At 53.4% G+C, this 22,056-nt stretch carries 28 protein-coding genes and 1 tRNA gene; 11 read left to right on the top strand and 18 right to left on the bottom strand.

Annotated elements, in window-relative coordinates:
• Positions 1–94: 94 nt before the first annotated feature.
• The gene (locus K2F33_RS17350; RefSeq protein WP_144025411.1) at positions 95–400 is read right to left on the bottom strand and encodes a hypothetical protein; all 306 of its coding nucleotides are present in this window, start codon (positions 398–400) and stop codon (positions 95–97) included.
• A gap of 353 nt (positions 401–753) precedes the next feature.
• On the opposite strand from K2F33_RS17350, the gene K2F33_RS17345 reads away from it, so the two are divergent.
• Positions 754–1,278 (top strand): type 1 glutamine amidotransferase domain-containing protein, encoded by a 525-nt coding sequence (locus tag K2F33_RS17345; RefSeq protein ID WP_212984422.1) that lies wholly within the window; start codon positions 754–756, stop codon positions 1,276–1,278.
• A 107-nt stretch (positions 1,279–1,385) separates the two neighbouring features.
• Here K2F33_RS17345 and ptsP read toward each other — a convergent pair whose 3' ends face one another.
• The 4 genes from ptsP to aroA all read right to left on the bottom strand — a co-directional run bounded on the left by ptsP (position 1,386) and on the right by aroA (position 6,982).
• Positions 1,386–3,164, bottom strand: a complete 1,779-nt coding sequence (gene ptsP, locus K2F33_RS17340; protein WP_145158242.1) for a phosphoenolpyruvate--protein phosphotransferase — start codon at positions 3,162–3,164, stop codon at positions 1,386–1,388.
• A complete protein-coding gene (locus tag K2F33_RS17335; protein WP_076169902.1) occupies positions 3,161–5,047 on the bottom strand; it encodes a glucose PTS transporter subunit IIA in 1,887 nt (628 codons plus the stop codon). The genes ptsP and K2F33_RS17335 overlap by 4 nt, the downstream gene beginning before the upstream one ends.
• Positions 5,048–5,178: 131 nt before the next feature.
• Complete coding sequence (locus K2F33_RS17330; RefSeq protein ID WP_089548160.1) at positions 5,179–5,622, bottom strand: CoA-binding protein; 444 nt, start codon at positions 5,620–5,622, stop codon at positions 5,179–5,181.
• A gap of 67 nt (positions 5,623–5,689) precedes the next feature.
• Positions 5,690–6,982, bottom strand: coding sequence for a 3-phosphoshikimate 1-carboxyvinyltransferase (gene aroA / locus K2F33_RS17325; protein WP_263878044.1), 1,293 nt, complete (start codon positions 6,980–6,982; stop codon positions 5,690–5,692).
• A gap of 135 nt (positions 6,983–7,117) precedes the next feature.
• Between aroA and K2F33_RS17320 the strand changes: the two genes are divergently transcribed.
• Positions 7,118–7,420: a rhodanese-like domain-containing protein gene (locus K2F33_RS17320; RefSeq protein WP_076169899.1), complete on the top strand. Its 303-nt coding sequence runs from the start codon at positions 7,118–7,120 to the stop codon at positions 7,418–7,420.
• Between the two features lie 172 nt (positions 7,421–7,592).
• Here the strand turns inward: K2F33_RS17320 and K2F33_RS17315 are convergent, their stop codons facing one another.
• Entirely contained in the window at positions 7,593–8,108 is a 516-nt protein-coding gene (locus K2F33_RS17315) for a shikimate kinase (RefSeq protein WP_263878043.1), read from the bottom strand.
• A 178-nt stretch (positions 8,109–8,286) separates the two neighbouring features.
• Between K2F33_RS17315 and K2F33_RS17310 the strand changes: the two genes are divergently transcribed.
• On the top strand, positions 8,287–8,622 hold the full coding sequence (locus tag K2F33_RS17310; protein ID WP_163879480.1) for a hypothetical protein: 336 nt from the start codon (positions 8,287–8,289) through the stop codon (positions 8,620–8,622).
• On the opposite strand, the gene gndA is transcribed toward K2F33_RS17310, so the two are convergent.
• On the bottom strand, positions 8,613–10,025 hold the full coding sequence (gene gndA, locus K2F33_RS17305) for an NADP-dependent phosphogluconate dehydrogenase (RefSeq protein ID WP_076169897.1): 1,413 nt from the start codon (positions 10,023–10,025) through the stop codon (positions 8,613–8,615). The genes K2F33_RS17310 and gndA overlap by 10 nt on opposite strands.
• Before the next feature lie 181 nt (positions 10,026–10,206).
• Positions 10,207–10,803, bottom strand: a complete 597-nt coding sequence (locus K2F33_RS17300) for a hypothetical protein (protein ID WP_076169896.1) — start codon at positions 10,801–10,803, stop codon at positions 10,207–10,209.
• 306 nt (positions 10,804–11,109) lie between these two features.
• Here K2F33_RS17300 and K2F33_RS17295 point away from each other — a divergent pair, with 306 nt between their 5' ends.
• A complete protein-coding gene (locus K2F33_RS17295; protein ID WP_263878038.1) occupies positions 11,110–11,736 on the top strand; it encodes a DUF1054 domain-containing protein in 627 nt (208 codons plus the stop codon).
• 86 nt (positions 11,737–11,822) lie between these two features.
• Here K2F33_RS17295 and K2F33_RS17290 read toward each other — a convergent pair whose 3' ends face one another.
• Positions 11,823–13,106 (bottom strand): MFS transporter, encoded by a 1,284-nt coding sequence (locus K2F33_RS17290; protein ID WP_263878036.1) that lies wholly within the window; start codon positions 13,104–13,106, stop codon positions 11,823–11,825.
• Between the two features lie 180 nt (positions 13,107–13,286).
• Between K2F33_RS17290 and K2F33_RS17285 the strand changes: the two genes are divergently transcribed.
• Entirely contained in the window at positions 13,287–14,762 is a 1,476-nt protein-coding gene (locus K2F33_RS17285) for an aminotransferase class I/II-fold pyridoxal phosphate-dependent enzyme (protein ID WP_076169894.1), read from the top strand.
• A gap of 101 nt (positions 14,763–14,863) precedes the next feature.
• On the opposite strand, the gene K2F33_RS17280 is transcribed toward K2F33_RS17285, so the two are convergent.
• The 3 genes from K2F33_RS17280 to K2F33_RS17270 all read right to left on the bottom strand — a co-directional run bounded on the left by K2F33_RS17280 (position 14,864) and on the right by K2F33_RS17270 (position 16,214).
• Positions 14,864–15,181, bottom strand: a complete 318-nt coding sequence (locus K2F33_RS17280) for a DUF1292 domain-containing protein (protein WP_076169893.1) — start codon at positions 15,179–15,181, stop codon at positions 14,864–14,866.
• A 94-nt stretch (positions 15,182–15,275) separates the two neighbouring features.
• Entirely contained in the window at positions 15,276–15,827 is a 552-nt protein-coding gene (locus K2F33_RS17275) for a copper amine oxidase (protein WP_089548164.1), read from the bottom strand.
• Between the two features lie 195 nt (positions 15,828–16,022).
• Positions 16,023–16,214 carry a hypothetical protein gene (locus K2F33_RS17270; RefSeq protein WP_076169891.1) on the bottom strand — a complete coding sequence of 64 codons (192 nt, stop codon included), beginning with the start codon at positions 16,212–16,214 and terminating at the stop codon, positions 16,023–16,025.
• Between the two features lie 132 nt (positions 16,215–16,346).
• Here K2F33_RS17270 and K2F33_RS17265 point away from each other — a divergent pair, with 132 nt between their 5' ends.
• Positions 16,347–17,084: an MBL fold metallo-hydrolase gene (locus K2F33_RS17265; RefSeq protein WP_263878030.1), complete on the top strand. Its 738-nt coding sequence runs from the start codon at positions 16,347–16,349 to the stop codon at positions 17,082–17,084.
• A 106-nt stretch (positions 17,085–17,190) separates the two neighbouring features.
• Here K2F33_RS17265 and K2F33_RS17260 read toward each other — a convergent pair whose 3' ends face one another.
• From K2F33_RS17260 to K2F33_RS17250, 3 genes are all read right to left on the bottom strand, one after another.
• Entirely contained in the window at positions 17,191–17,430 is a 240-nt protein-coding gene (locus K2F33_RS17260; protein WP_076169889.1) for a DUF3892 domain-containing protein, read from the bottom strand.
• A gap of 90 nt (positions 17,431–17,520) precedes the next feature.
• Positions 17,521–17,964 carry a GNAT family N-acetyltransferase gene (locus K2F33_RS17255; RefSeq protein ID WP_076169888.1) on the bottom strand — a complete coding sequence of 148 codons (444 nt, stop codon included), beginning with the start codon at positions 17,962–17,964 and terminating at the stop codon, positions 17,521–17,523.
• A gap of 387 nt (positions 17,965–18,351) precedes the next feature.
• Positions 18,352–18,549: a hypothetical protein gene (locus K2F33_RS17250; protein WP_076169887.1), complete on the bottom strand. Its 198-nt coding sequence runs from the start codon at positions 18,547–18,549 to the stop codon at positions 18,352–18,354.
• 167 nt (positions 18,550–18,716) lie between these two features.
• On the opposite strand from K2F33_RS17250, the gene K2F33_RS17245 reads away from it, so the two are divergent.
• Positions 18,717–18,789, top strand: a tRNA-Val gene (locus K2F33_RS17245).
• Positions 18,790–18,880: 91 nt separating this feature from the next.
• On the opposite strand, the gene K2F33_RS17240 is transcribed toward K2F33_RS17245, so the two are convergent.
• Positions 18,881–19,198 (bottom strand): hypothetical protein, encoded by a 318-nt coding sequence (locus tag K2F33_RS17240; RefSeq protein WP_263878028.1) that lies wholly within the window; start codon positions 19,196–19,198, stop codon positions 18,881–18,883.
• 174 nt (positions 19,199–19,372) lie between these two features.
• Between K2F33_RS17240 and K2F33_RS17235 the strand changes: the two genes are divergently transcribed.
• From K2F33_RS17235 to K2F33_RS17225, 3 genes are all read left to right on the top strand, one after another.
• Entirely contained in the window at positions 19,373–19,552 is a 180-nt protein-coding gene (locus K2F33_RS17235) for a YjfB family protein (protein WP_412973929.1), read from the top strand.
• A gap of 203 nt (positions 19,553–19,755) precedes the next feature.
• Positions 19,756–19,950, top strand: a complete 195-nt coding sequence (locus tag K2F33_RS17230) for a hypothetical protein (RefSeq protein WP_089548166.1) — start codon at positions 19,756–19,758, stop codon at positions 19,948–19,950.
• Positions 19,951–20,116: 166 nt separating this feature from the next.
• On the top strand, positions 20,117–20,290 hold the full coding sequence (locus K2F33_RS17225; RefSeq protein WP_179232029.1) for a hypothetical protein: 174 nt from the start codon (positions 20,117–20,119) through the stop codon (positions 20,288–20,290).
• Positions 20,291–20,367: 77 nt separating this feature from the next.
• On the opposite strand, the gene K2F33_RS17220 is transcribed toward K2F33_RS17225, so the two are convergent.
• Positions 20,368–21,108 (bottom strand): glycerophosphodiester phosphodiesterase, encoded by a 741-nt coding sequence (locus tag K2F33_RS17220; protein ID WP_263878023.1) that lies wholly within the window; start codon positions 21,106–21,108, stop codon positions 20,368–20,370.
• A 173-nt stretch (positions 21,109–21,281) separates the two neighbouring features.
• On the opposite strand from K2F33_RS17220, the gene K2F33_RS17215 reads away from it, so the two are divergent.
• Complete coding sequence (locus K2F33_RS17215) at positions 21,282–21,443, top strand: mechanosensitive ion channel protein MscL (RefSeq protein WP_076169882.1); 162 nt, start codon at positions 21,282–21,284, stop codon at positions 21,441–21,443.
• Positions 21,444–21,476: 33 nt separating this feature from the next.
• On the opposite strand, the gene K2F33_RS17210 is transcribed toward K2F33_RS17215, so the two are convergent.
• Positions 21,477–21,968, bottom strand: a complete 492-nt coding sequence (locus K2F33_RS17210; RefSeq protein ID WP_076169881.1) for a hypothetical protein — start codon at positions 21,966–21,968, stop codon at positions 21,477–21,479.
• Positions 21,969–22,056: the final 88 nt, after the last annotated feature.

Below are 22,056 nucleotides of genomic sequence, written 5' to 3'. Positions count from 1 at the left end.
TTTCGATTCAAATCCTGAATCTATCGTATCAAAAAGCTCGTGAAAAATCCAACATACCTAGCGAAAAACCCGAAAAAATGCAGTAAAACGTAAATCAGGCGTAAAATTGGTTCAATTCAGGCAGCATCGCCGACAGCTGGGACAGCCGCTCCCGGATATTTTCCACCCACTCGTGGTCCTCAGTCTGTTCGGCAAAGCTGTATAAGTCCAGAAGCAGGTTGATACGGTCCCTGACCTCGGTTTCAATCTGCAGCTCCAAATCTTCGCGGGACAAGCTGTCGGGACGTAGGAACACCTCGCGAACCATTCCTGCCAGCTCATGGTGGTCTGCCAAAGAAAAGCTTCGACGGGAAGGACGCTCCCCGAGCGTCTCGACGCATTTCTTCAGCACCGGTCTCATGCATGGCAGCAGCTCATAATTCGAACAATCGTCACAAGCAAGCACCGGAACATGCCGTATGATTACATTACGGGTATACATCACCGTGCGGAGGTCAAGTCTAAGGACTTCCCCACATTTACATTTTGATCCCATATTTCCACCCCATATATCTTTTTACATCTTTATATAGTCATTGTAAAAATCATCGTTCCCCTTCGTATTCGCCCTGCCCGCGCTGGATTCCTTCCTCTCCAGCCCACCTGTTTTATTTACCAAACGGCCCATCCCTTTCTTGTAAAGCATGATTGTTCTATTCATTTTTGTTACACTGGAAACATAAGGACATTTACTCAGGAGGGAGCATGCTGAACATGAGATTAGCCGGAAAGAAGGTCATTGCGCTCGTCGATGACCAGTTTGAAGACTTGGAGCTGTGGTATCCCGTATACCGGGTGAGGGAGGAAGGCGCCGAGGTGCACCTGGTCGGGGACAAGAAGGGACATTCCTACATCGGCAAATATGGCGTTCCTGCCGTATCGGACTATTCGTTTGAAGAAGTGGACAGCCGGGATTACGACGGCATTTTGGTGCCCGGGGGCTGGGCGCCGGACAAGCTGCGCCGTTACGGAAAGGTGCTGCAGCTGGTGCAGGAAATGCACGAGGACCGCAAGCCTATTGGGCAAATCTGCCATGCAGGCTGGGTGCTGGTCTCGGCTAAAATTTTGCAGGGCGTTACCGTGACCTCCACTCCGGGCATCCGGGACGACATGGAGAACGCCGGCGCGATCTGGAAGGACGAGGCGGTTGTCACTGACGGACATATCGTGTCCGCTCGCCGTCCGCCGGATCTTCCGCCTTACGGCAAAGCCTTTTGCGATGCGCTTGCGGGGCAATAAGCAGCAGGCCAAAGGCAGTCAGCCGGGTCAAAAAAAAGAGCCTGACCGTCCACTTGGTGGATCGGCGGGCTCTTTTCTGTATTTAGACGGCAGGGGCAGGCAGGCGGTCAGGAAGCGTTGCTGCCCTTTTCGCCCCGAGGCTGATTTACGCTTTCGTTATTTGCGCAGGCAGGCTCGGCAAATTCGGTCAGCAGGCGTTCGATTTCGACGCTGCTCTTCAACTGGTAGCATGTCTGCGCCGTCCGCTTCGCATCGGAAGCCGTCGTGTTAAGTATCCGATGCTTCAGCTTCAGCAGGGACTGGATCGACATGCTCAGATGGTCCACGCCCAGCTCCAGCCAGATCGGTACCGAGCGTTCATCGCCGGCCATTTCGCCGCACACGCTGACGGGAATGCCCGCCCGGTGCGCGGCTTCCACCGTCGTGCGCAGCATCCGCAGAATCGCCGGATGGAACGGATGATACATATGGGCGATCTGCTCGTTCATCCGGTCAACAGCCAATACGTACTGCACCAGATCGTTCGTGCCGATGCTGAAAAAGTCGCATTCTTCCGCGAGCAGATCGGCGATGATGACCGCGGCGGGAATCTCGATCATGATACCGACCGGGATGTCCTTATCGTAAGCGATGCCCCTTGCGTCAAGATCGGCCATGGCCCGATGCAGCACTTCATTGGCTTGTCTGATTTCGTCGACCGATGAAATCATCGGGTACATAATTTTCACCCTGCCGAACGCGCTCGCCCGAAGAATAGCGGTCAGCTGCGTCTGAAAAAGCTCCTGGCGGTCAAGGCTGATCCGGATCGCCCGGTAGCCTAGAACCGGGTTATCCTCATCCGGCAGCGCAAAATAATCCAGCTGCTTATCGCCGCCGATGTCGAGCGTGCGGATCACCGCCCCAAGCTCACCCACTTGCTGGGCTACCTGGCGGTACACCTCAAACTGTTCTTCTTCGCTCGGAAACGTGCTGCGGTCCATGTACAAAAATTCCGTCCGGAACAGCCCTACGCCATTGGCGCCGTATTTCAAGGCCGATTCCACTTCTTTGGCGGAGCTGATGTTCGCGGCCAGGTGAAGCTCGCAGCCGTCCTTCGTGATCGCTTCGACGGCAGCCAGCAGCTCCAGCTGCTCCTTCTTCGCCAGCTGGCGCTCCCGGATCCGCACATATTCTTCCACGAGCGTATCGTCCGGATTGAGATACAGCGCCCCGGTGTCCCCGTCAATGACCAGCAAATCCCCGGTCTGGATCGGATCCTTCAGCTTGTTCTCCAGCCCCGCAACGAGCGGGATACCGAGAGCCCGTGCCATAATGGCCGAATGGGACGTCTTCCCGCCGACCATCGTCACGATGCCGAGTACGTGGGAAGGATTCAAATGCGCCAGCTGGGACGGGGACAGCTCCTTGGCCACGAGGATATACGGCTGGGTATCCGCAGGCAGCGTAATCTCCGGTGCGCCGAGCAGATGCTTGAGCAGGCGGTTGCCGACATCCTTGATGTCCATCGCCCGCTCCTTCATGTATTCGTCATCCAGCAGGTCGAACATCGTGACGAAATGATCGATCGCCTCTTTTACCGCGACCTCGGCCGCTTTATACTGGCGCTCAATAACGCCCTGGATTTCATTCATGAACACCGGATCGTCCAGGATGGCCAAATGGGCGTCAAAAATGCTCGACTCCTCTTCCCCGACCATATCCCTGAACTCGTTTTTAATAAACTCAATCTCATTTTTGGAGGTGCGTATCCCCTCATACAGCCGTTCAAATTCGTTGGCCAGATCTACTGCGTCGATCCCGGTCTCGGGCAGGTCCCATTCCCAGTTCGGCAGTACAAATGCTTTTCCAATCGCTACCCCGGCAGATGCACCGATGCCTTGTATCATGATTCCAAACCTCCAACATTTCTGTCGTGTAATACTACGGACATAACCGACGTCTGCCCCTTCTTGACGGCTTTGAACGGAGCGAAGCTCCATGACTTAACGCGGTCCGGGTTGGTGATCACCATCGGCGTGGCAAGCGATGAAGCATGACTTCGGATATAGTTGATATCAAATTTAACCAGCAGCTGGCCGGGCTCCACCGCGTCTCCTTCTTGTACGACCGCAGTAAAATGCCCGCCCTTGAGCTGGGACGTATCGATGCCGATGTGAAGCAGCACCTCGAGCCCTTCCGGTGTCGAGATCCCGATGGCATGCATCGTCGGGTACAGGTGCATGATCGTCCCGTATACCGGAGACACGAGCTCTCCTTTCTCCGGCATGAACGCCACCCCGTCTCCCACCAGCTTCGCGGCGAAAATATGATCGGGCACTTCTTCGATCGGGATCATTTTCCCTTGGACCGGCGCGCTGAACAGCACCTGCGGCAAATCCCGGTGCAGCAGCTTGTTCACTTCCTCGCGGATCAGCTCCGAATAGGTGCCGAATACGACCTGCACATTGCCGCCGCCGAGCTTGATCAGCCCCGCGGAGCCGAGCAGCTTCAGCGCATTGCTGTCGATCATGCGGTCGTTCTTGACCGTCAGCCGCAGCCGGGTGATGCAGGATTCCACCTGAACGATGTTGTCCTTGCCCCCGAGCGCTTCCAGAATGAGCGGCGCCTGATAAGGGATGTTGCCTGCCCAGTCCTCCAGCGTGGAGCCTTCCTCGCGTCCGGGAGTCGGAATCTGAAACCGCCGAATGGCCCAGCGGAACAGAAAATAGTACATAAGGCCGTATCCGAGCCCGATCGGAATTATCAGAAGCGCGTTATGCGACAGATGGAAGTTCAGCAGATAATCGATCGCCCCTGCGGAATAGGAAAACCCGTGATGAATATCGAGCGCATACGTAATCCACATCGCGATCCCCGACAGGATCGAATGCAGGATGAACAAATAAGGCGCTGCGAACAAGAAGGCAAACTCGATCTGTTCGGACACCCCGGTCAAAAAGCAGACCAAGGCCGCCGTCAAAAACGTCTTCTTGACCTTCGGCTTCAGGTCTTCCCGCGCTTCCTGGATGATCGCCAAGGCGATGCCCGGCAGTGCGAACATCATAATTGGGAAAAGTCCGGCCATGAATGTACCGGCGGTCGGATCCCCCGCAAAATAACGCGGCAAATCCCCCTGCACGATGCTGCCCGACGGGGTTTTGTAAGTTCCCAGCTGGAACCAGAAAACATTGTTGAGCAGATGATGAAGGCCGAACGCCGTCAGGATCCGGTACAAAATGCCGTATAAAAACAGACCGAATCCGCCCATATGCGCCATGAGCATGGTCAGCTCGTTCAGCGCCTTCTGCAGCAGCGGAGCGATGAAGACCATTACCCACGAAAACAAGGCGGAGAACAGCCCCATAAACAAAAGCACGAAGCGCGAGCCGCCAAAAAACTGGACAATCTCAGGCAGCTTGATATGTTTATACCGGTTATAGGCAGAGCCGGCGATCATGCCGAAAATGATGCCGATCAGCGTGGAAGGCTGAATGCCACCATTACCCAGATGCCTCGTAATTTGATCATAGATAAACATCCCGGCCAGAGCCCCAAGGCCAGCCGGTCCCGCCTGGTTCGCCAGTCCCCAGGCCACTCCTACCGCAAACAGATACGGGAGGAAATAAAAAATACCCTGTCCTGCCCAAGTGCACACCTCTGCGACGCCCGGCAGCCCCCAGGCTGCCCATGGCAGACTGCCGACACACAGCAGTATGGCGGCCGACGGCAGAACCATCGTAGGCAGCATCACTGCTCTGCCGAGCTGCTGCAGCGATCCAAGCCAGTTCAAGACATGCACTCTCCTCTCAACACACACACATATTTAAAATGGTACGCGTTGTTCAACTTTTTGTCAAAAAGAAAAAAGGACCTGCAGATTGCTCTGCACGGCCCTGTCTTGCCTCGTATTCAGTGAAGGTATTATCCGTTCTTTTGGCCGGGACGGTTCGGCCGGGTTACGGAGTCCTCCACCTTGATGCAGCGGTCCATAATGACCCGCATGCCGTTTTCTTCGCCGATGCTGGCGGCTTCATCGCTGACAACGCCGAGCTGCAGCCACAGTACCCGCGCGCCGATGTCGGCAGCCTCCCTGGCCACGTCCGCGCAGTATTCGCTGCGCCGGAACACATCGACAATATCAACGGGTTCGGGAATGTCTTTCAGCGAGGCGTAGACCGTTTCGCCAAGGATGGTTCCCTGAACGGTCGGGTTCACGGGAATGATTCGGTAGCCGCGCTGCTGCATCGCTTCCGCAATCATATAAGAAGTGCGGTCCGGCTTGTCGGACAGGCCGACGACCGCAATGTTGCCGGCCTGCTCCAGAATTTCCTTGATTTCTTCCCGGGTCGGATTTTCAAATGACATCGTTCATCCCGCCTTTGCTCTATTTTCTTCAAGAATCGGATTTACCTGAACTTATATAACTTATGAGTTACTTTACCCATTCCACCTGGGCGCCAAGCGCCTTCATATGGTCGAAGAACTGCGGATACGATTTGGCGACGTGGTGCGCGTCCTTGATCCGCAGCGGCTGCTTGGAGCGCAGGCCGACGATGGTCAGCGCCATAATGACCCGGTGGTCGTAATGGGCGTTGATCTCGACGCCCCCCTCGACCCCTTCCGGCCGCCCGTGGACGATGATCTCCGCCTGGCGCTCCTCCACGTTGGCCCCGGCTTTGCGCAGCTCAGCCAGGTAATCGGTGATGCGGTCGCATTCCTTGTAGCGCAAATTTTCCACGTTATAGAAGCGGGAGGTTCCTTCCGCAAACACGGCAGCCGCCACCATGGCCAGCACGGCATCCGTGGCTGCGTCCCCGTCAAACTCGACGGCTTTGAGCTTCCCGTTGCCGCGAACATGAACTTCGTCGTTCTCATGCGTCAGGGGAGTCTGCATCATCTGAAGCACGTCGACAACCGCGCGCTCTCCCTGCTTGCTCTGCACAGGCAGGCGCTTGATCAGCACGTCCGATTCCGTGACCGCTGCCGCGGCCAGCACCGCCGCCGATCCGGGGTAGTCGCCCTGAACGGTATAGGTTTTCGCCTGATAGGACTGGTTGCCGGGAACGCGGAAATGCGTGTAGTCGTCGCTGGCATGAATGACGATCCCTGCCTGCTCCAGCACTTCCAGCGTCTGACCGATGACGACTTTCGATTTCAGGTCGCCCGTCACCTCAATCTCGCTGTCCTCCGCCAGCAGCGGCGTCAGGAACAGCAGAGAGCTCAAGTACTGCGAGCTTACTTCGCCCGATACCGTAATTCGGCCGCCTTTCGCCTGCCCGCCTCGAATCGTGATCGGCAGGCGCCCGTTGTTGTGCTCCACCTGCACGCCGATTTGCTCAAGCGCGGTGATCAGGTCGTCGTGCGGGCGCTTGCCCAGCGAGTCCGGATACGTATTGACGAACGTCACCTCCGGGCAGAGGGCGGCGGTCCCCATCAGGAAGCGCAGCACCGCGCCGGCATTGCCGACGTTCAGCTCCTTGACGTCACGCGGATGCCTACCGAAGCCGGTAATGACGGCCTTCTCGTCGTCTTCGACGAGCCTGGCGCCGAGGTCCTGGATACAGCGGCGCATGGCGTCGCTATCCTCGCTGTGAGCCGGGAAGTATACCGTGCTTGTCCCTTCGGCCAGCGCCGCCACCAGCAGGTAGCGGGTCGTATAGTTTTTGGATGAGAGAGCTCCGATTTCCCCGCTCAGCCGGGGAGTCGGATGTACGATCATGTCCATGTGTAATCTCCTTTGCACTAGTCGGTAGTATGGCTCTTCCCGCGGGTCTGTCCGGATTGACAGCCGATTTACTGCTTGGTTATCATAGGTGATGAACAGTATGATTACAGTCGAAAAGAGGTTTTAACATTGTCAATGTTTCGTGAAATAGAGCCTTCTGAGGTGAGACGCCGCCTGCTTGCCGGCGAGTCCCTGCAGATGATCGACGTCCGTGAGGACGATGAAGTGGCCCAGGGCATGATCAGCGGCGCCAAGCATATCCCGCTGGGTGAAATCCCCGCCCGTCTGGACGAAATCCCGAGAGACGGCGAAGTCATCATGATCTGCCGCAGCGGCGGCCGCAGCATGCGCGCCTGCCAGTACCTGTCGCAGCACGGCATCGACTGCGTCAACATGGTCGGCGGCATGCTTCAATGGAACGAGGAAGAAGAAGAATAATCCCCACAAAGTGAAGCTTTTGCTTCGATGCCTATTCAGGTACTTTGCGGGGAGCACCCGGAAACCTCATCCCCACAAAGGGAAGTTATGGCTTGGATGCCCTTCCGCAACCTAAGCTACTGAAGCAGCAGCTTGACCCCGGTCAGGCTGCTGCTTTTTCACAGAGATAAGCTTAGACGCGGTAATGCGCTAAAATTGCACGCATGACTTCTTCCGCCGCAAGGCCCGATGTGTCCACCGTGCAGTGGGCAAAGCGATATGCGTCTCTCCGCTCCTCAAGCAGCGCTCTCACCCGCTCCTCCGCATTGCCCGCAAGCAGCGGCCGGTTCCGGTCCCCCTGGACCCTGGCAATAATATGCTCCGCATTCGCGGTAAGCGCCACGACAAGACCGCCCTGCAGCATCAGCTCGCAGTTGTCCGGGCGCAGCACCGCGCCGCCTCCCGTCGCGACGATCACTCCTTCTCCGGAGTCGAGCACCTGCCGCAGCGTCTCGTTCTCGAGCTCGCGGAAATGCGGCTCGCCATGCCGCTCGAAGATCTCCGGGATCGTCATGCCGGCCTTTTCCACGACGGCGGCATCCAGATCGATCAGCCGGTATCCGAGCTCCATAGCCAGCAGATCGCCGACGGTTGACTTGCCCGTGCCCATCATACCGATCAAGATAATATTTTGTTTAGTCCGGTTCAATAGAACACCCCTTTTTGCACTTGCTGCTGCCCATGCCGTTACTTGCTACATATCATAACACAGGCCAAAAACTTTCGACAATGCCGTCCTTCACCTGCAAGTCTATTTGCAGGAACTCTATCATATACATACATCAACTTGATAACCAGTAGAATATGAGGAGTGGTCGAGAGGAGCCATGCATGATTCCCATAGCCCTTTACTAGGAGGCCCCAAACGGATAGAGCAAATTTTCGATCCCCAGCACATTTTGTGCCGGGACGATCTGCTCTGGGTGCTTCATTACGTCCAAAAAAAAGTGGCCCAGAAAGATCCAGCCCTGCTGGAGCTTCCCAAGCCACGTCTAATGCGCAATTTTCAATATTTCGGCGAGGCCGCCGTCCTCCTGCTCAGCCGGTCATCTGCCCAGGGGCTCGACAACGAAAGAATCCGCGTCTGCCTGCTGGAGGCGATGCACGGTCTTTTCCAGAACGGAGAAAACGAAGCGGCTCCCCCAAGTAACGATTACTCCTGAATCCAGTTGTGATGGAAGACGCCTTCCTTGTCCACGCGCTTGAACGTGTGGGCCCCGAAGTAATCGCGCTGCGCCTGAAGCAGGTTCGCCGGCAGCCGCTCCGTGCGGTAGCTGTCGAAATAGGCCAGGGCGCTGGCAAAGCCGGGAACCGGAACGCCTTGAGCCACGGCCGTCGCTACCGTCGTACGCCATGCTTCCTGGTAGTTCTCGATGATGTCCTTGAAGAACGGATCCAGAAGCAGGTTTTTCAGGCCTGGATCTTTCTCGTAGGCGTCGGTGATGTTCTGCAGGAAGCGGGAGCGGATAATGCAGCCGCCGCGCCAGATTTTCGCCAGGTTGCCGTACTGCAGATCCCAGCCGTACTCGTCGGAAGCGACGCGCAGCTGCGCGAAGCCTTGGGCGTAGGATACGATTTTACTTGCAAACAGCGCCTTGCGGACGTTCTCGATAAACTCGGCTTTGTCTCCTTGGAACGGTGCTTTTTTCGGGCCGTTCAAAATTTTGCTCGCTTCTACGCGTTCTTCCTTCATGGCCGACAGGAAGCGGGAGAATACGGATTCCGTAATCATGGACAGCGGCACGCCCAAATCCAGGGAGCTTTGGCTTGTCCACTTGCCCGTGCCTTTTTGGCCGGCTGAGTCCAAAATAACGTCCACCATCGGTTTGCCCGTCTCCGGATCCTTTTGCGCGAAAATATCGGCCGTAATTTCGATCAGGTAGCTGTCGAGCTCGCCCTTGTTCCAGTCGGAGAAAATTTCATGCAGTTCTTCGGCGCTCAAATCCAGCGTATCCTTCAGAAGCTGGTAAGCTTCACAGATCAGCTGCATGTCGCCGTATTCGATGCCGTTATGCACCATTTTTACGTAATGTCCGGCACCGTCCGGTCCGATATATGTACAGCAAGGCTCCCCGTTCACTTTGGCGGAAATCGCCGTCAGAATCGGTTCCACCAGTTCGTAGGCGCTTCTTTGTCCCCCAGGCATAATGGAAGGTCCCTTCAGAGCTCCCTCTTCCCCGCCGGATACGCCTGTCCCGATAAAGCGCAGTCCTTTTGCTTCCAGCTCCGCGCTGCGGCGCTGTGTATCCGGGAAGTACGCGTTGCCTCCGTCGATGATGATGTCCCCTTCGTCCAAGTGAGGCACCAGCTGCTCGATCGTGGCGTCGGTCGCCTTGCCGGCTTGTACCATAATTAAAATTTTTCGCGGTGTTTCCAGCGAGTTCACAAATTCCTCAATCGAGAAAGTCCCCGTCAGATTTTTTCCTTCGGCTTCCTTCAAAAGATCATGCGTTTTTTCTGGAGAGCGGTTAAACACGGAAACGGTGAAGCCTCTGCTCTCAATGTTGAGTGCCAGATTTTTGCCCATGACAGCAAGGCCGATGACACCAATTTGTTGTTTCGACATATGTTTTTTCTCCATTCTTTGCGATTTTTTGATGAAAATTTTAGAACAAGCCTATTTTAACGTGTTTACGCGTGAAAGTGAAGTCCGGGTTCGGCAGTCAGCTGCCCGTGATAAAACACCCCGCAGCGCATCCGAGGTGTTTATGAACGATCTTCCATTCTATTGTCGTACAAAAGGTAAGTTACCATTCAAGCATCATTAAATCCTTGGACAAGGCGGCGAGCTTCTCCTTGCTTTTCTCCGCTTTTTCGGCATCTCCAGCCTGCATCGCCTCGTACAGGCGCTCCAGCTCGTCATCCAGCTCAAGCCTCAGGAGCTGCAGGCGCAGGTCGCCCTCTTTGGAGAAATACATTTTGGAAATCTCCTGCTCCGTCATAAAAGGACCCTTCTGATACAATACTTTTTGCTGATAGCCTGAAATTTCGACAAGCCGGATCACCTCGCCGAATAGAATGCTCTCGATCAGAATTTGGCGGTCCTTGAAACGTTTGACGATCGCATGACCGCGAGTATCCTCGATCAGCTTCTCCATCCATTCCGCCAGCTTGGCGTCCCGGATCGTGTAATCTCCAACCATCTTATAACCGTTTTTCGTCCGGTTAAACCGCAGCTTGACGAGTTTGCGCCCCGTTCGGACGGAGATGATGAACAGGGTTTCGTTTTCGCTCCAGTACAACGAATAGCCGTCTTGAATCAAATCCTTGATCAGGTCCTGAATATGCCGCCGGTTAAACCGAAGCTCCAAATTGCAGTATTCCACTTCATAGCTCTTATTCACGGCACTCCCTCCTTCAAAATTGGACCGCCTTTGGCTATTTCCTTCTCCCGCTTCTTAAGACCGGCGGGCTGGAATCGGCCGGTGATTCTTCAGCTTCGTTATCAAGCTGATGGCTAAACAGCTTTGCTATATTTTATACTTTATCCTATGTAACGGTAACTTGGTTTATTGACTATTTTTACCCGACAGGGCGCAGCATCAAACGGAAAAGACCGGCCGGAAGCCCTGCCAATTAAAGATCCGCCGCGGATTGTGGTATAATGGGACAAAAATTCAACACGCATTTGGATGGAGGAGGCAGCAAGAATGCCGTTTGCAGGATTTAACGCGCAGGATTTTGAAGTGTTTAATGTGGAGGGACTGGAGCCCCGGATGGAAGTGCTCATTGAGCGGGTTCGCCCCAAACTTGAAATATTAGGCAGCGAAATCGTACCCTTCCTGTCCGCGCTCTGCGGAGTGGAAATGTTCGTTCACGTGGCCAAGCATGCCCGCCGGACGGTAAACCCGCCGAACGATACCTGGGTGGCTTGGGCGGCCAACAAACGCGGCTACAAAGCCCTCCCCCATTTTCAGGTGGGCATGTTCGGCACGCATCTGTTCATCATCTTTGCGATCATTTACGAGAGCACGAACAAGTCGGTATTCGCCGATCATCTGGAAGGGAAGAAAGGAATCGCGGCTGTCAAAAAGCTCCCAAAAACGTTCTATTGGTCAATGGACCATATGGATCCCGGCTTTACCCCGCAGTCTGAAATGACGGCCGCAGACTTCGCCAAAATGGCGGACAAGCTGAAGAACGTCAAAAAATCCGAGGTGCTGTGCGGACTCCGGATTGAAAAAGGGGACCCCGTGTTGGAGGACAGAGACCAATTGATGTCCGTCATTCATTCCACCTTTGAACAGCTGCTGCCGCTGTATAAAATGGCGTTCTAACCGCCGCTTACGGTGCAGCCAAATATTAAAGGATAGAGCAGCCGGTACGCATAAGCGCGCTGGCACCCTATCCTTTTTTTTGTTTGTTACTGCGCCTCTGCCCGCTTCTTGCGCGACAAAACGAGGTGGATCACAAACAGCACGGCCATGACGATGCTGCTGGCGACAAAAGGCACCGAATGCCCGATACGGTCCCAGAGCTGACCTGAAACGATCGGCCCGACAACCATGCCCGAGCCCTGGAGGGTGAGGAAAAATCCCCAGACCGCTCCCCGCTCGCCTTTGGGCACATGTGTCGATACAAAGGTATTCCAGGCAGGCAGGATCATGGCATAGCTGATGCCCACCACGCCTACGGTGGCGAACACAACCGGCAGCGAGCGCACCGCCGAGAACATGATGAGGGAAATAGCCGCCAGCAGAAACCCGGCATTCAGGAAGGGGGCGGTTCCGAACCGGTCGACCAGCTTCCCGCATGGAATGATCGCCAGCACCGTAATGCCTCCGCCCGCGATCAGCAGCAGGCTGTACATATTTGGAGACAGGTGCAGCTCATTTTGAACGTACAGCGTGATCACCGGGCTGAGCAGCCCGATGACGAAGGATTGGAGAAACAGCGCCGGAAATACCAGCCAGCTGACCTTCAGGTTGTGCCTGATTTCGTACAGCGTCTTGCGGATGCTGGCAAAAAGATGATTCACCTTCCCGAGCAGTTGGGGAAGGACCCCCCTCGCAGATTCCGTCCTTCTTTCCATCCCCTGCCCATTGACCTTGACTCTTCCCGGGAGGAGCAATGCAACCAGAACTACGATGATGCAGCAGCCGATAAGGATAAAAAATAGCGTCTGATAGTTTTTGTTCGTACGGTCCATCAAAAAATTCATGACGATGGGTCCTGCGCCTGTTCCGCCCAGCGAAGCGATCTCAAGCATGCCGATCATTTGTCCGCTGTTGCCTCTCGGACCCGAAATGGCCGTCGTCCCGGTCATGGCGCATGGCCACAGCGGCGAAGTGCCTACCCCAAGAATAAAACAGGCAAGCGACAGCCAGCCTGCGCCGGATAAGAAGGCGATCATGCCAACCGCGACGATGGTCAGCACCAGCGCCCCTGTCAGCGTTCTGCGGTATCCCAGCCGCTCGGCGATCCAGCCCGACGGGCTGCGGAACAGGTTGTCTCCGATATATTGAAGGGAAAAGGCGAGACCGATCGTATGGGCGCCGAGACCGAGCGAGTTTTTCATATAAACCGGCAAAATGGCCACCAAAAGCGACCCTTTCATAAATTCCACGAGAAATAGAATCGTCAGCAGCCCGATGAAAAAGGGCGAAATCAGCCGGCGGGCTGCCGCCGCTTCCGTTATTTGCGACACGCGTTTCACCACTTCCCTATTTTGGTTTGTGCGAATCCTCCCGGCAGTATGGTCTATACTAATAGTGTACCCCATATGGGGACGAGATTTTCACAGGGTCAAAAAGCCGCTTGCATTCGCCCCCCGATTTGCTATACTGAGCTTTGTAATTTTAACAGATGAAAGGTTGTGACAGCATACATGGACCATAGCCGTACCCCTTTATTTACAGCACTCACACAGCACGCGGCAAAAAATCCCGTTCAGTTCCATATTCCCGGCCACAAGAAGGGAATGGGGACCGATACCGAATTCAGAGAATTTATCGGCGATAACGCCCTCTCTATAGATCTGATCAATATTGCCCCGCTGGACGACCTTCACCAGCCGACGGGCGTCATCGAGGAAGCCCAGATTCTGGCTGCTGACGCCTTCGGCGCCGATTACACGTATTTCAGCGTACAGGGGACCAGCGGCGCGATCATGACCATGATTCTGACGATGTGCTCTCCCGGCGACAAAATCATCGTTCCCCGGAATGTCCATAAGTCGGTCATGTCCGCGATTATTTTCTCCGGTGCCAAGCCCGTCTTCGTTTCGCCGGCCCGCGACGAAAATTTAGGGATCGACCACGGCATTACCGTCCGCTCCGTGCAGCGGGCCCTGGACCGTCATCCGGACACCAAGGCGGTTCTCGTCATTAATCCGACGTACTTCGGCGTCTCCGCCAATCTGAAGGAGATCGTGGACCTCGCCCACAGCCGGCATGTACCCGTCCTCGTGGACGAAGCCCACGGCGTGCTGACCCATTTCCATCCGGAACTGCCGATGTCCGCTATGGATGCCGGAGCGGATATGGCCGCGACGAGCGTGCATAAGCTGGGCGGCTCCATGACGCAGAGCTCCGTGCTGAATCTGAACACGAAGAACGGCTATGTCAATCCGCAGCGCGTGCAAACGATTATCAGTATGCTGACCACGACGTCGACTTCCTACATTTTGCTCGCTTCGCTGGATACCTCCAGACGGAACCTGGCGCTGAACGGATATGCCATGGCCCAAAGTGCCATCGACATGGCGCAGTCCGCCCGCAAGCAAATCAATGAAATTGAAGGTCTCTACTGCTTCGGCAAGGAAATTCTCGGCGGGGAAGCGACTTACGATTATGATCCGACCAAGCTGACCATCCATGTCCGCCATTTGGGCATCACCGGTTATGAGACCGAAAACTGGCTTCGCGAAAAGTATAATATCGAAGTCGAGCTGAGCGACATGTACAACATCCTGTGCCTGATTACGCCAGGGGATAACGAGGAGACCATCTCCATCCTGGTGAATGCACTCCGCGAGCTGGCACAGACCTACTATAATGTAAACACAGCCAACGAGCTGGTTGTTAAAATTCCGGAAATTCCGCAGCTGTCCCTCATTCCAAGGGATGCCTTCTACGGGGATACGGAAGTCATTCCGTTCAAGGAATCGGCCGGACGCATTATCGCCGAGTTTATTTATGTGTATCCGCCGGGCATTCCGATCCTTCTTCCGGGAGAGGTTATCTCCCAGGACAATATCGACTACATTGTCGACCATGTGGACGTCGGGCTGCCGGTAAAAGGACCGGAAGACCGGTATATCCAAAACGTCAAGGTCATTGTGGAAACCGATCCGATTTTTTAATACGCGCGGCTGTTTACCGCCTGCACCAAAAAAAGAAAACCCCTGTCCCGCTTTCGCTGCGGTTCGGGGGTTTCTTGGTGTAGGGCTTGTGGCGAAAAGGATTACTCCTGGTCCAACTGGGCAACCAGCTCGTTATAAGCGGCTTCCACCTTGTTCCATTCTTCTTCGTCTTCAATATTGTAAAGCATCATTTCCTCGTCCTCTTCCTCGACGCGAAGGATGATGCCGTCCGCTTCAGGATTCTCACGTTCCAGCAGCAGTGCATAAACGTTCTCGCCTACATCGAATGTTTCGACAAGAACCATTTCCACGTCTTTGCCGTTCTCATCTGTCAGCGTCAGAACAAATTCCTCATGCTCGTGATCATGGTCATGATCATGATTGCAGGCTTCGCCGTGTTCATGCTTGTGATCGCTCATTTTAACAAAAACCTCACTTATGGTTGGAATGGATCATACCACCGTATCGTATCACGTCCGCATGATCTGGTCAATTTATCCTCCTCGGGGGTTGTCAGTTCAGCGCAGTGATCACTTTTTGCGATACGAGGACGTAATCGCTGGTCTTGGTGGCTTTAATGTAGAACCCCACTTTATATTTGCCCGCGCTGCTGAAATCATACGTAAAATCGTAAGTCCGGAACCAGAAATTATCCTTCTGGCTGCCGCTCACGTCCTGAGACTGGATATCCTTGACCTTTCCCGAAGGATCTGTAATAGCCACCTTTACGCTCGCCACATCGTCCGATAGGCTGTCCACCTGGCAGAATACGTTAAACTTGAGCTTCCCTTTATTGACGTTACCGAAGACGGTATCTCCATTAAACAGAAATATATGTACGTTAGGCTTAATGAATTCAACCTTGTTCGTATCTGAATTAAACTTTACGACCCCGTCAAACTCCCGAATCGGGACATAGGTTTTGCCGTCGATGATATAACCGCCGTCCTGGATTTCCTTGCCGTTCATCCACACCCTGACTTTTTGGGTAATTGAATCTGCAAACACAGAACCCCCCATCAGGGAAAAGGCGAATACGCATACCATAACTTTCTTCCAATTCATCTTGTTCGTTTCCCTCCATTTCCATCGTGATGTTGTATGTATATACGAAAAGTACAAACGCAAGTTGCGCTGTCCATACGGGCAAAACTCACATTTTTTCTCAAAAGTGAAGGAATTTTGTTCCAGGAATACAAAAAAAGCCCCACCTTGTGGGACTATAGCTCCAAATTTTGGTTCAGTTCCTAATTTCTCTCCTTATTTCTTGGTTAAAATACAGGGCACCCCTTTGCCGATCGCACCCGGAACTCTCATCCGTGCCGCGTACGCCATTCCCCGGGCACAGGGCGTTTTACAGGCCTCGCATACGTCGGAGGTCACGAGCCTCATGCCTCGGATGACCTTTTCCCCTTTGGCTTGTGCCGGTTTTTTGCTTTTTCCCTTCGCCATGACAAAACCCCATTTCGCGCGTTTACAGCATATTATGGGGGTAGATGGAAATTGGGAACTGTGGTGTATAATGAAAGAAAAAAATACGAACGGCATGCTCGGCATGCCGCTCATTCACAGGAGGATCAACCGATGAGCTTGCAGCTTCAGATGCTGGGGACAGGCAGCGCTTTTGCCAAAAAGTATTTCAACAATAATGCCCTGCTCGGGGACGGGTCGTTCACTTTGCTGATCGATTGCGGAATTACGGCCCCCCTCGCCCTTCACCAACTGGGCAAAACGTTTAATGACTTGGATGCCGTGCTGATCACCCATATTCATGGCGATCATGTCGGCGGCCTGGAGGAGCTTGCCTTCCAGATGAAATACGCGTACCATCGCAAAATGAAGCTTTATATCGCGGAAGCTTTGCGTGATGTGCTGTGGGAGCACACGCTGAAGGGCGGTCTGTCCCAACCCGGCCAAATCACCTGCCTCGAGGACGCCTTCGATGTACATACGCTTCAACCGGGAGTTCCCTGCCGCCTGTCGGAGCAAATCGAGCTGGAGCTCATCCCGAACCGCCACATTCCGGGCAAAGACAGCTTCTCCCTCTATATTAACGGCCGGATTTTCTACAGCGCGGACATGACCTTCGACCCCGGGCTGCTGGACAAGCTCGTAGGGGAACGCGGCTGTGATACGATCCTGCACGAGGTCCAGCTGGAAGGACCGGGCGAGGTTCATACGACGCTCAGTGAGCTGCTATCGCTGGCGGAGCCGGTTCAGCGTATGATCCGATTGATGCATTATGCGGATAATAAAGACGAGTTTGTAGGAAAAACCGGAGAAATGACCTTCCTTGAGCAAGGGCACGTATATACGCTGTAACCCTTGCTGGTCGATGTGGATTACGGGTGAAAAAACACAGCCGGCTGCAGAAAGATGAACCTTCTCTGCAGCCGGCTGTTATTTTTGGAAACATGACGCTCGTCTTTTATTCAAAAGTAGGCAAGTTATCGAGATTATTCGACGGATCGCCGTCGGCGTCCCCGCGGATGTACATCTCGCCGTCACGGCCTTTAAAGACGTTTACTCCGGCAATGGCACCCGCTTTTACTTCCTGCAGCGCCTGCTCGTAATCGAGCACCCGGCCCGACGACGTTTGAAAGGCCGTCAAGTCGCCGTCACCGTTCTTCTGTACTGCGATAAATTGTTCTCTTCCCGGGTTTCCCATCGATATCCACTCCTTAAGTTGTCATGATATATCAAGGTGACATATGGATATCGTTCCCTGAGAACATGGATTTATACGAAGAAACGAAGCCTACAGTGTTTTCTTCATACGGACATGCGGAATGCCCGCGTCATCGAACGGCTCCTTGGAAATGACCTCGTAGCCTTGTTTTGCATAGAACTGTTCAGCTTGGCACTGTGCATCCAGGATGGAATAGGCCAGCCCCAGTTCCCTCGCCCGCTCTTCCATCGCCATCAGCAAAATGCGGCCGAACCCGTGGGTGCGGAACTCGCGGCGAACCGCGATTCGCTGCATCTTGGCGGTATCGCTGTTATAATAAATGATCCGGCCGGTGGCCACATACTGATCCTTGTCCTGAAGGAGGATATGATGAACATTGTCGCTGATCACATCGTATTCGTCGATCTCCAGGTCGGCGGGCACGTTTTGTTCCTTGACGAACACCTCCTGGCGGATGTCCAGCGCATGTTCCAGCTGCTCGGGGGTCGTCACGTATACTATTTCTGCAGGCATCGGTTACCCTCTCTTTCATGCAATCAATATAAAAAACACGATTGAATCATTATACAAAAAAATGATTTTCCTGTATAGTTGACTCATGAGAGCTCTATGGAAGGGAGACCATGGATCGTTATGGGCATGACCATTGCGCTGATCGTCATTTTATCAGCCATCTTAATCTATTCTTTCATTTATGTCATCCAAAAAGGGTATTCGCGCAAATGGGATGAGGAATAAGAAAAACGTTTATCGACGAACACTCACGGAAGATAGACCGCGTTTTGCGGAAGTTTTTCTTCAGTTATAAGGAAACCGAATCTCCGATGCAAATACTTTCTTATATCTTAAAAAAAGAGGGCCGGTGCAGTCGGAGCACGGGCCCTTGTCTTGTCCAAAGAATCAGGGCGGCGTAATAGGGCCCTTGGAATACACATCCTCGCTGACCGATTTGCCGTAAACGTCCAGCATAATCGGTGAATCGGCCATGGTTGAACCGGGCTTGATCGGCTCCTGCGCATCCGAAAACTCACCCGCGGGGGAGCATCCGGCAAGCAGCAGGCACATCCCTGCCGCGAGCAGCCCGCCTTTGTTCGGCATACCGTGCCACTCCTTCTGTTTCGAAATATACTTTAGTTTTCGCCCGTTTGGATAGCTTCTAATCATGAGCGGCAAACAAATTGTGCATGCCATTCACCGTGAGCAAAATAAAATGATTGACAGCTAACTATGGCGCTGTTATTATATTAAATGTATCTGACTTATACGATCTGCTAGCTCAGCTGGGAGAGCACCATCTTGACAGGGTGGGGGTCAGTGGTTCGAGCCCACTGCAGATCATCTATAGAAACTCTTGAAGCTTAAGGCTTCAAGAGTTTTTTTGTTCACAATTAGCCGCAGAGTTTTAACCCTGTCCCGTTAAGATAATCATCTATTTTGATCCCATATGGACCTCCGCCGTGTTTGCAAAGGAAAGCGTTACATACGATATCTCAGGTTTCACATTTTCCAACAAAGGTGGGGTAACCAAATGAGTAAATTCTTTTTCCACGAACATGATCACGGCCATCGCTGCCATGTCCGCAAACCAAAACCAGTCGTCCTCAAAAAAGAAATCAAGAAAACGATATTCGTCAAAGTGGACTGGGAACCTGTAATCAAAAAGGTTCACAAAGAAAAGCATGTTTCCTGCCATAAAATTCACAAACAGCACCACCACTTCAAAAAACGCCACCATAAAAGATGCCACTGTCGCGATCACTTCGGTGGAGACATGTATTAATTCCGGATTTTTCGGATGAAATCAGCATGACACCTCCCTGATCGCACGCCCGGGAACTTGGTTCCCGGGCGGCATCTATTTTATAAATCACACCGAAAATCCGATAACATAGATGTTACCCATTTTACATAGAGGAGGCTTATGATGGATATCCCTGCTTTATCGATGGCCATGAGCCAGTCCCGGCTGGCTCAAAATGTGAGCATCCAGGTGCTTAAAATCGCTAAGGATCAAGCCTCGCAGGACGGTCAATCCCTGGTCAAAATGCTGGATAGCAGCGCCGCACCCCATTTGGGAAACCGTCTAGACATCCGGATTTAACTGCTCGGCATTCTTTTCTGCCCCTCCAGACGGAGGGTTTTTTTATTTTTCAGCACAACCGTTCAAATTAAATTCATATTTTAGGTCCATATCCCCACCAATCAAACATTCGTTCTCTATCCAACAGACGAAAATTATCTTATGATAAAGATAGTTATTGATACAAAAGTCTTACCAGTATGTGGATACGGGAGAATAGTCTCATGGAAAAGGAAATTGAAATGGCGATCCGCCGCGGCCATCAATTATTCGTTCAAAATTTGGATGGTGAATCCATTACCGGCATCCCCGAGAAATCCGATGATCCGGGCACTTTAAAGATGCGGACGGTGTACGGCTCCATGTGGATTCCGCTGGATGAAGTCGGCCATCTGTCACGCCTCATTCATATTCGTTAATATTCGCTGCCCTGCCTGGGCGGCTTTATTTTTTTATATAACGATTAACCTTTCGTCTCGGAAGGTGCAGGAAAATGTGGTTCAGCAGCACTTGGAACGGTTTATCCTTACATATAAGGAACACACTATGGAAGTACCAACGATTCTATAGGAAGGACGTGTGGCGATGAATACACCGAATGAAGAGGATCGTTTCCCCGGGGTCGATCCCATTCCGGATCCCGATCATGAAACGCCGTCATCCACGGACATGATTGAAGACGTGCTGGAAGAAGGGGCGCGGGAATTGAAGAAAGGTAAACATCCGTCGAACGGGGATTCACCGGATCATCAAGGGTGACGCGTTCCCTCACTGTTCTGGAGACGTTTACGGGCACAAAATAACCCGATGCCGCCGTGGCATCGGGTTATCGGTGTTTAAGAGCGCACTGAAGCGCTCAGCAGCGCAGCCAGCTTATCCGGGTAGTCGGTGATGATCCCCGCTGCCCCTGCGTCGATAAGACGCCGCATTTCCTCTTCTTCGTTGACCGTCCATGGGTGGTATACCTTACCGGCCGCCTTCGCTCCCGCCACAAATTCAGACAGCACCGCAAAATGGTAGGCGTGCAGGGCGTCGGCTTCAACGCTGCGGGCATATTCCCACGGCTCATACAGTCCCTCCATGTACAAAATGCCGGTGCGGATTTCTGGCGCGAGCTGCTTGCAGAGCCGCAGGGAATAGTGATTGAAGCTTGAGATGACGATTCGCTCACTCAGGTTATAGCTTCTTACCATGTCGATGACCTTCTCCTCAAGCCCTGCATAAGGTACCTTCGTATTTTTCAACTCGATGTTGACGACGGTCCCGGTGTCCTGAACCAGCTCCAGCAGCTCTTCCAGCAGCGGAAGGCGCTCCTCCGCAAAATCGGGATGGAACCAGCTGCCGGCGTCCAGCTTGCGCAGCTCTTCCAGGTCATGGTCTTTGACCCACCCGCTCCCGTTTGTCGTACGGGACAACGTTTCGTCGTGAATCAGGACAAGCCGGCCGTCCCGGGTTAACTGAACATCGGTTTCAATCCCTGTGGCACCAAGCTCCAAACTGCGGGCAAAAGCGGCCATCGTATTTTCCGGACATACGGCAGATGCGCCCCGGTGGGCAAAATTAATAATCGAATCCAATTTCTCTCAACCTCCCGACTGGTATTCTCGCAAACCTTACCAACTTATCGTACCCGTCATATGTAATGCGAGTATAAACCGTAGAGTTTACAAACCGCTCCATCCAAATTGATTCCTCTCTGATGGTTGTATTTTATCATGGATTTATCCCGCATATAAGGAGGTATTCGATCATGATCGTGTTTGACGTCATCGTCCACGGAGAAGTCAAAGAAACCATCCGGCCGGCCACCCAGCGGCTGCAGCATATCCTCGCCTACGTCACCGAAGAGGCCAAGATCCTCAGCAAAAAATACGGAACGGCCGTTAACTTAAGCCGGAGAATCATTTATTGACCGGAAGGGGATCGGTACTCGATCGCCTTTTTTTTATGTCGATACACGCTTTTCTTTTCTCGTCTCTACGCACGGATGGGCCTCAAGAACATGCTGCGCCTCGATGCTTCGCTCCTTACTGCACTCCACTATGACCATAAAATGCCCCTGAATCAGCAGCTTCTCATAGTTTTCTGCATCCCCTTCGGGGACGCCAATCCCCACCAGACTGACAATCAGCCCGTCGTTCTTCCCGCCAACTTCCGCCCCCCCAAGTTTGGCCGCTGCCGGTCCCGATGCCCAGGTGACTTGATCCCGCAGCGTCAGGCTGGAGGTTAAATCCCGGATTTCGCCGAACAACCCGCTGGTACCATGCCTGGACACGGGTTCTTTCAAGCCGGTATCCCGGCATACGATAGATAACTGTCTCTTGTCAAGGGCAAGCAGCGACACGTCCTTTTTGTCAAAATGACGCTCCCAAAGCGCGCTGACCGCCAGCGCCGTATCCTGTCTCGTCCGGAACAATGCGATCACGAGTTGGTTCATCCTCAATCCCTCCCAGGTTAAATGACTGTATGTAATTAGGTAAACTAACGCGGGCATAAAAAAACATCCCGGCCGAATACCGCCAGGA

It is taken from the genome of Paenibacillus sp. PSB04, assembly GCF_025809195.1.
Taxonomy (GTDB): domain Bacteria; phylum Bacillota; class Bacilli; order Paenibacillales; family Paenibacillaceae; genus Paenibacillus_AQ; species Paenibacillus_AQ favisporus.
The sequence above is the reverse complement of the archived record's forward strand: the minus strand, read 5'-3'. Positions and strand labels throughout refer to the sequence as shown.

Bases quoted from the DNA above. Each gene is read 5' to 3' on its own strand.
- K2F33_RS17230 (WP_089548166.1), top strand. From the start codon at position 19,756: ATGGAAAAGGAAATTGAAATGGCGATCCGCCGCGGCCATCAATTATTC.
- ptsP (WP_145158242.1), bottom strand. From the start codon at position 3,164: ATGATACAAGGCATCGGTGCATCTGCCGGGGTAGCGATTGGAAAAGCA.
- aroA (WP_263878044.1), bottom strand. From the start codon at position 6,982: ATGGACATGATCGTACATCCGACTCCCCGGCTGAGCGGGGAAATCGGA.
- K2F33_RS17270 (WP_076169891.1), bottom strand. From the start codon at position 16,214: ATGGCGAAGGGAAAAAGCAAAAAACCGGCACAAGCCAAAGGGGAAAAG.
- K2F33_RS17320 (WP_076169899.1), top strand. From the start codon at position 7,118: ATGTTTCGTGAAATAGAGCCTTCTGAGGTGAGACGCCGCCTGCTTGCC.
- K2F33_RS17285 (WP_076169894.1), top strand. From the start codon at position 13,287: ATGGACCATAGCCGTACCCCTTTATTTACAGCACTCACACAGCACGCG.
- K2F33_RS17350 (WP_144025411.1), bottom strand. From the start codon at position 400: ATGAGACCGGTGCTGAAGAAATGCGTCGAGACGCTCGGGGAGCGTCCT.
- K2F33_RS17225 (WP_179232029.1), top strand. From the start codon at position 20,117: ATGAATACACCGAATGAAGAGGATCGTTTCCCCGGGGTCGATCCCATT.
- K2F33_RS17235 (WP_412973929.1), top strand. From the start codon at position 19,373: ATGATGGATATCCCTGCTTTATCGATGGCCATGAGCCAGTCCCGGCTG.
- K2F33_RS17310 (WP_163879480.1), top strand. From the start codon at position 8,287: ATGCATGATTCCCATAGCCCTTTACTAGGAGGCCCCAAACGGATAGAG.
- K2F33_RS17260 (WP_076169889.1), bottom strand. From the start codon at position 17,430: ATGGGAAACCCGGGAAGAGAACAATTTATCGCAGTACAGAAGAACGGT.
- K2F33_RS17345 (WP_212984422.1), top strand. From the start codon at position 754: ATGAGATTAGCCGGAAAGAAGGTCATTGCGCTCGTCGATGACCAGTTT.
- K2F33_RS17215 (WP_076169882.1), top strand. From the start codon at position 21,282: ATGATCGTGTTTGACGTCATCGTCCACGGAGAAGTCAAAGAAACCATC.
- K2F33_RS17275 (WP_089548164.1), bottom strand. From the start codon at position 15,827: ATGAATTGGAAGAAAGTTATGGTATGCGTATTCGCCTTTTCCCTGATG.
- K2F33_RS17210 (WP_076169881.1), bottom strand. From the start codon at position 21,968: ATGAACCAACTCGTGATCGCATTGTTCCGGACGAGACAGGATACGGCG.
- K2F33_RS17280 (WP_076169893.1), bottom strand. From the start codon at position 15,181: ATGAGCGATCACAAGCATGAACACGGCGAAGCCTGCAATCATGATCAT.
- K2F33_RS17255 (WP_076169888.1), bottom strand. From the start codon at position 17,964: ATGCCTGCAGAAATAGTATACGTGACGACCCCCGAGCAGCTGGAACAT.
- K2F33_RS17295 (WP_263878038.1), top strand. From the start codon at position 11,110: ATGCCGTTTGCAGGATTTAACGCGCAGGATTTTGAAGTGTTTAATGTG.
- gndA (WP_076169897.1), bottom strand. From the start codon at position 10,025: ATGTCGAAACAACAAATTGGTGTCATCGGCCTTGCTGTCATGGGCAAA.
- K2F33_RS17265 (WP_263878030.1), top strand. From the start codon at position 16,347: ATGAGCTTGCAGCTTCAGATGCTGGGGACAGGCAGCGCTTTTGCCAAA.
- K2F33_RS17330 (WP_089548160.1), bottom strand. From the start codon at position 5,622: ATGTCATTTGAAAATCCGACCCGGGAAGAAATCAAGGAAATTCTGGAG.
- K2F33_RS17250 (WP_076169887.1), bottom strand. From the start codon at position 18,549: ATGCCGAACAAAGGCGGGCTGCTCGCGGCAGGGATGTGCCTGCTGCTT.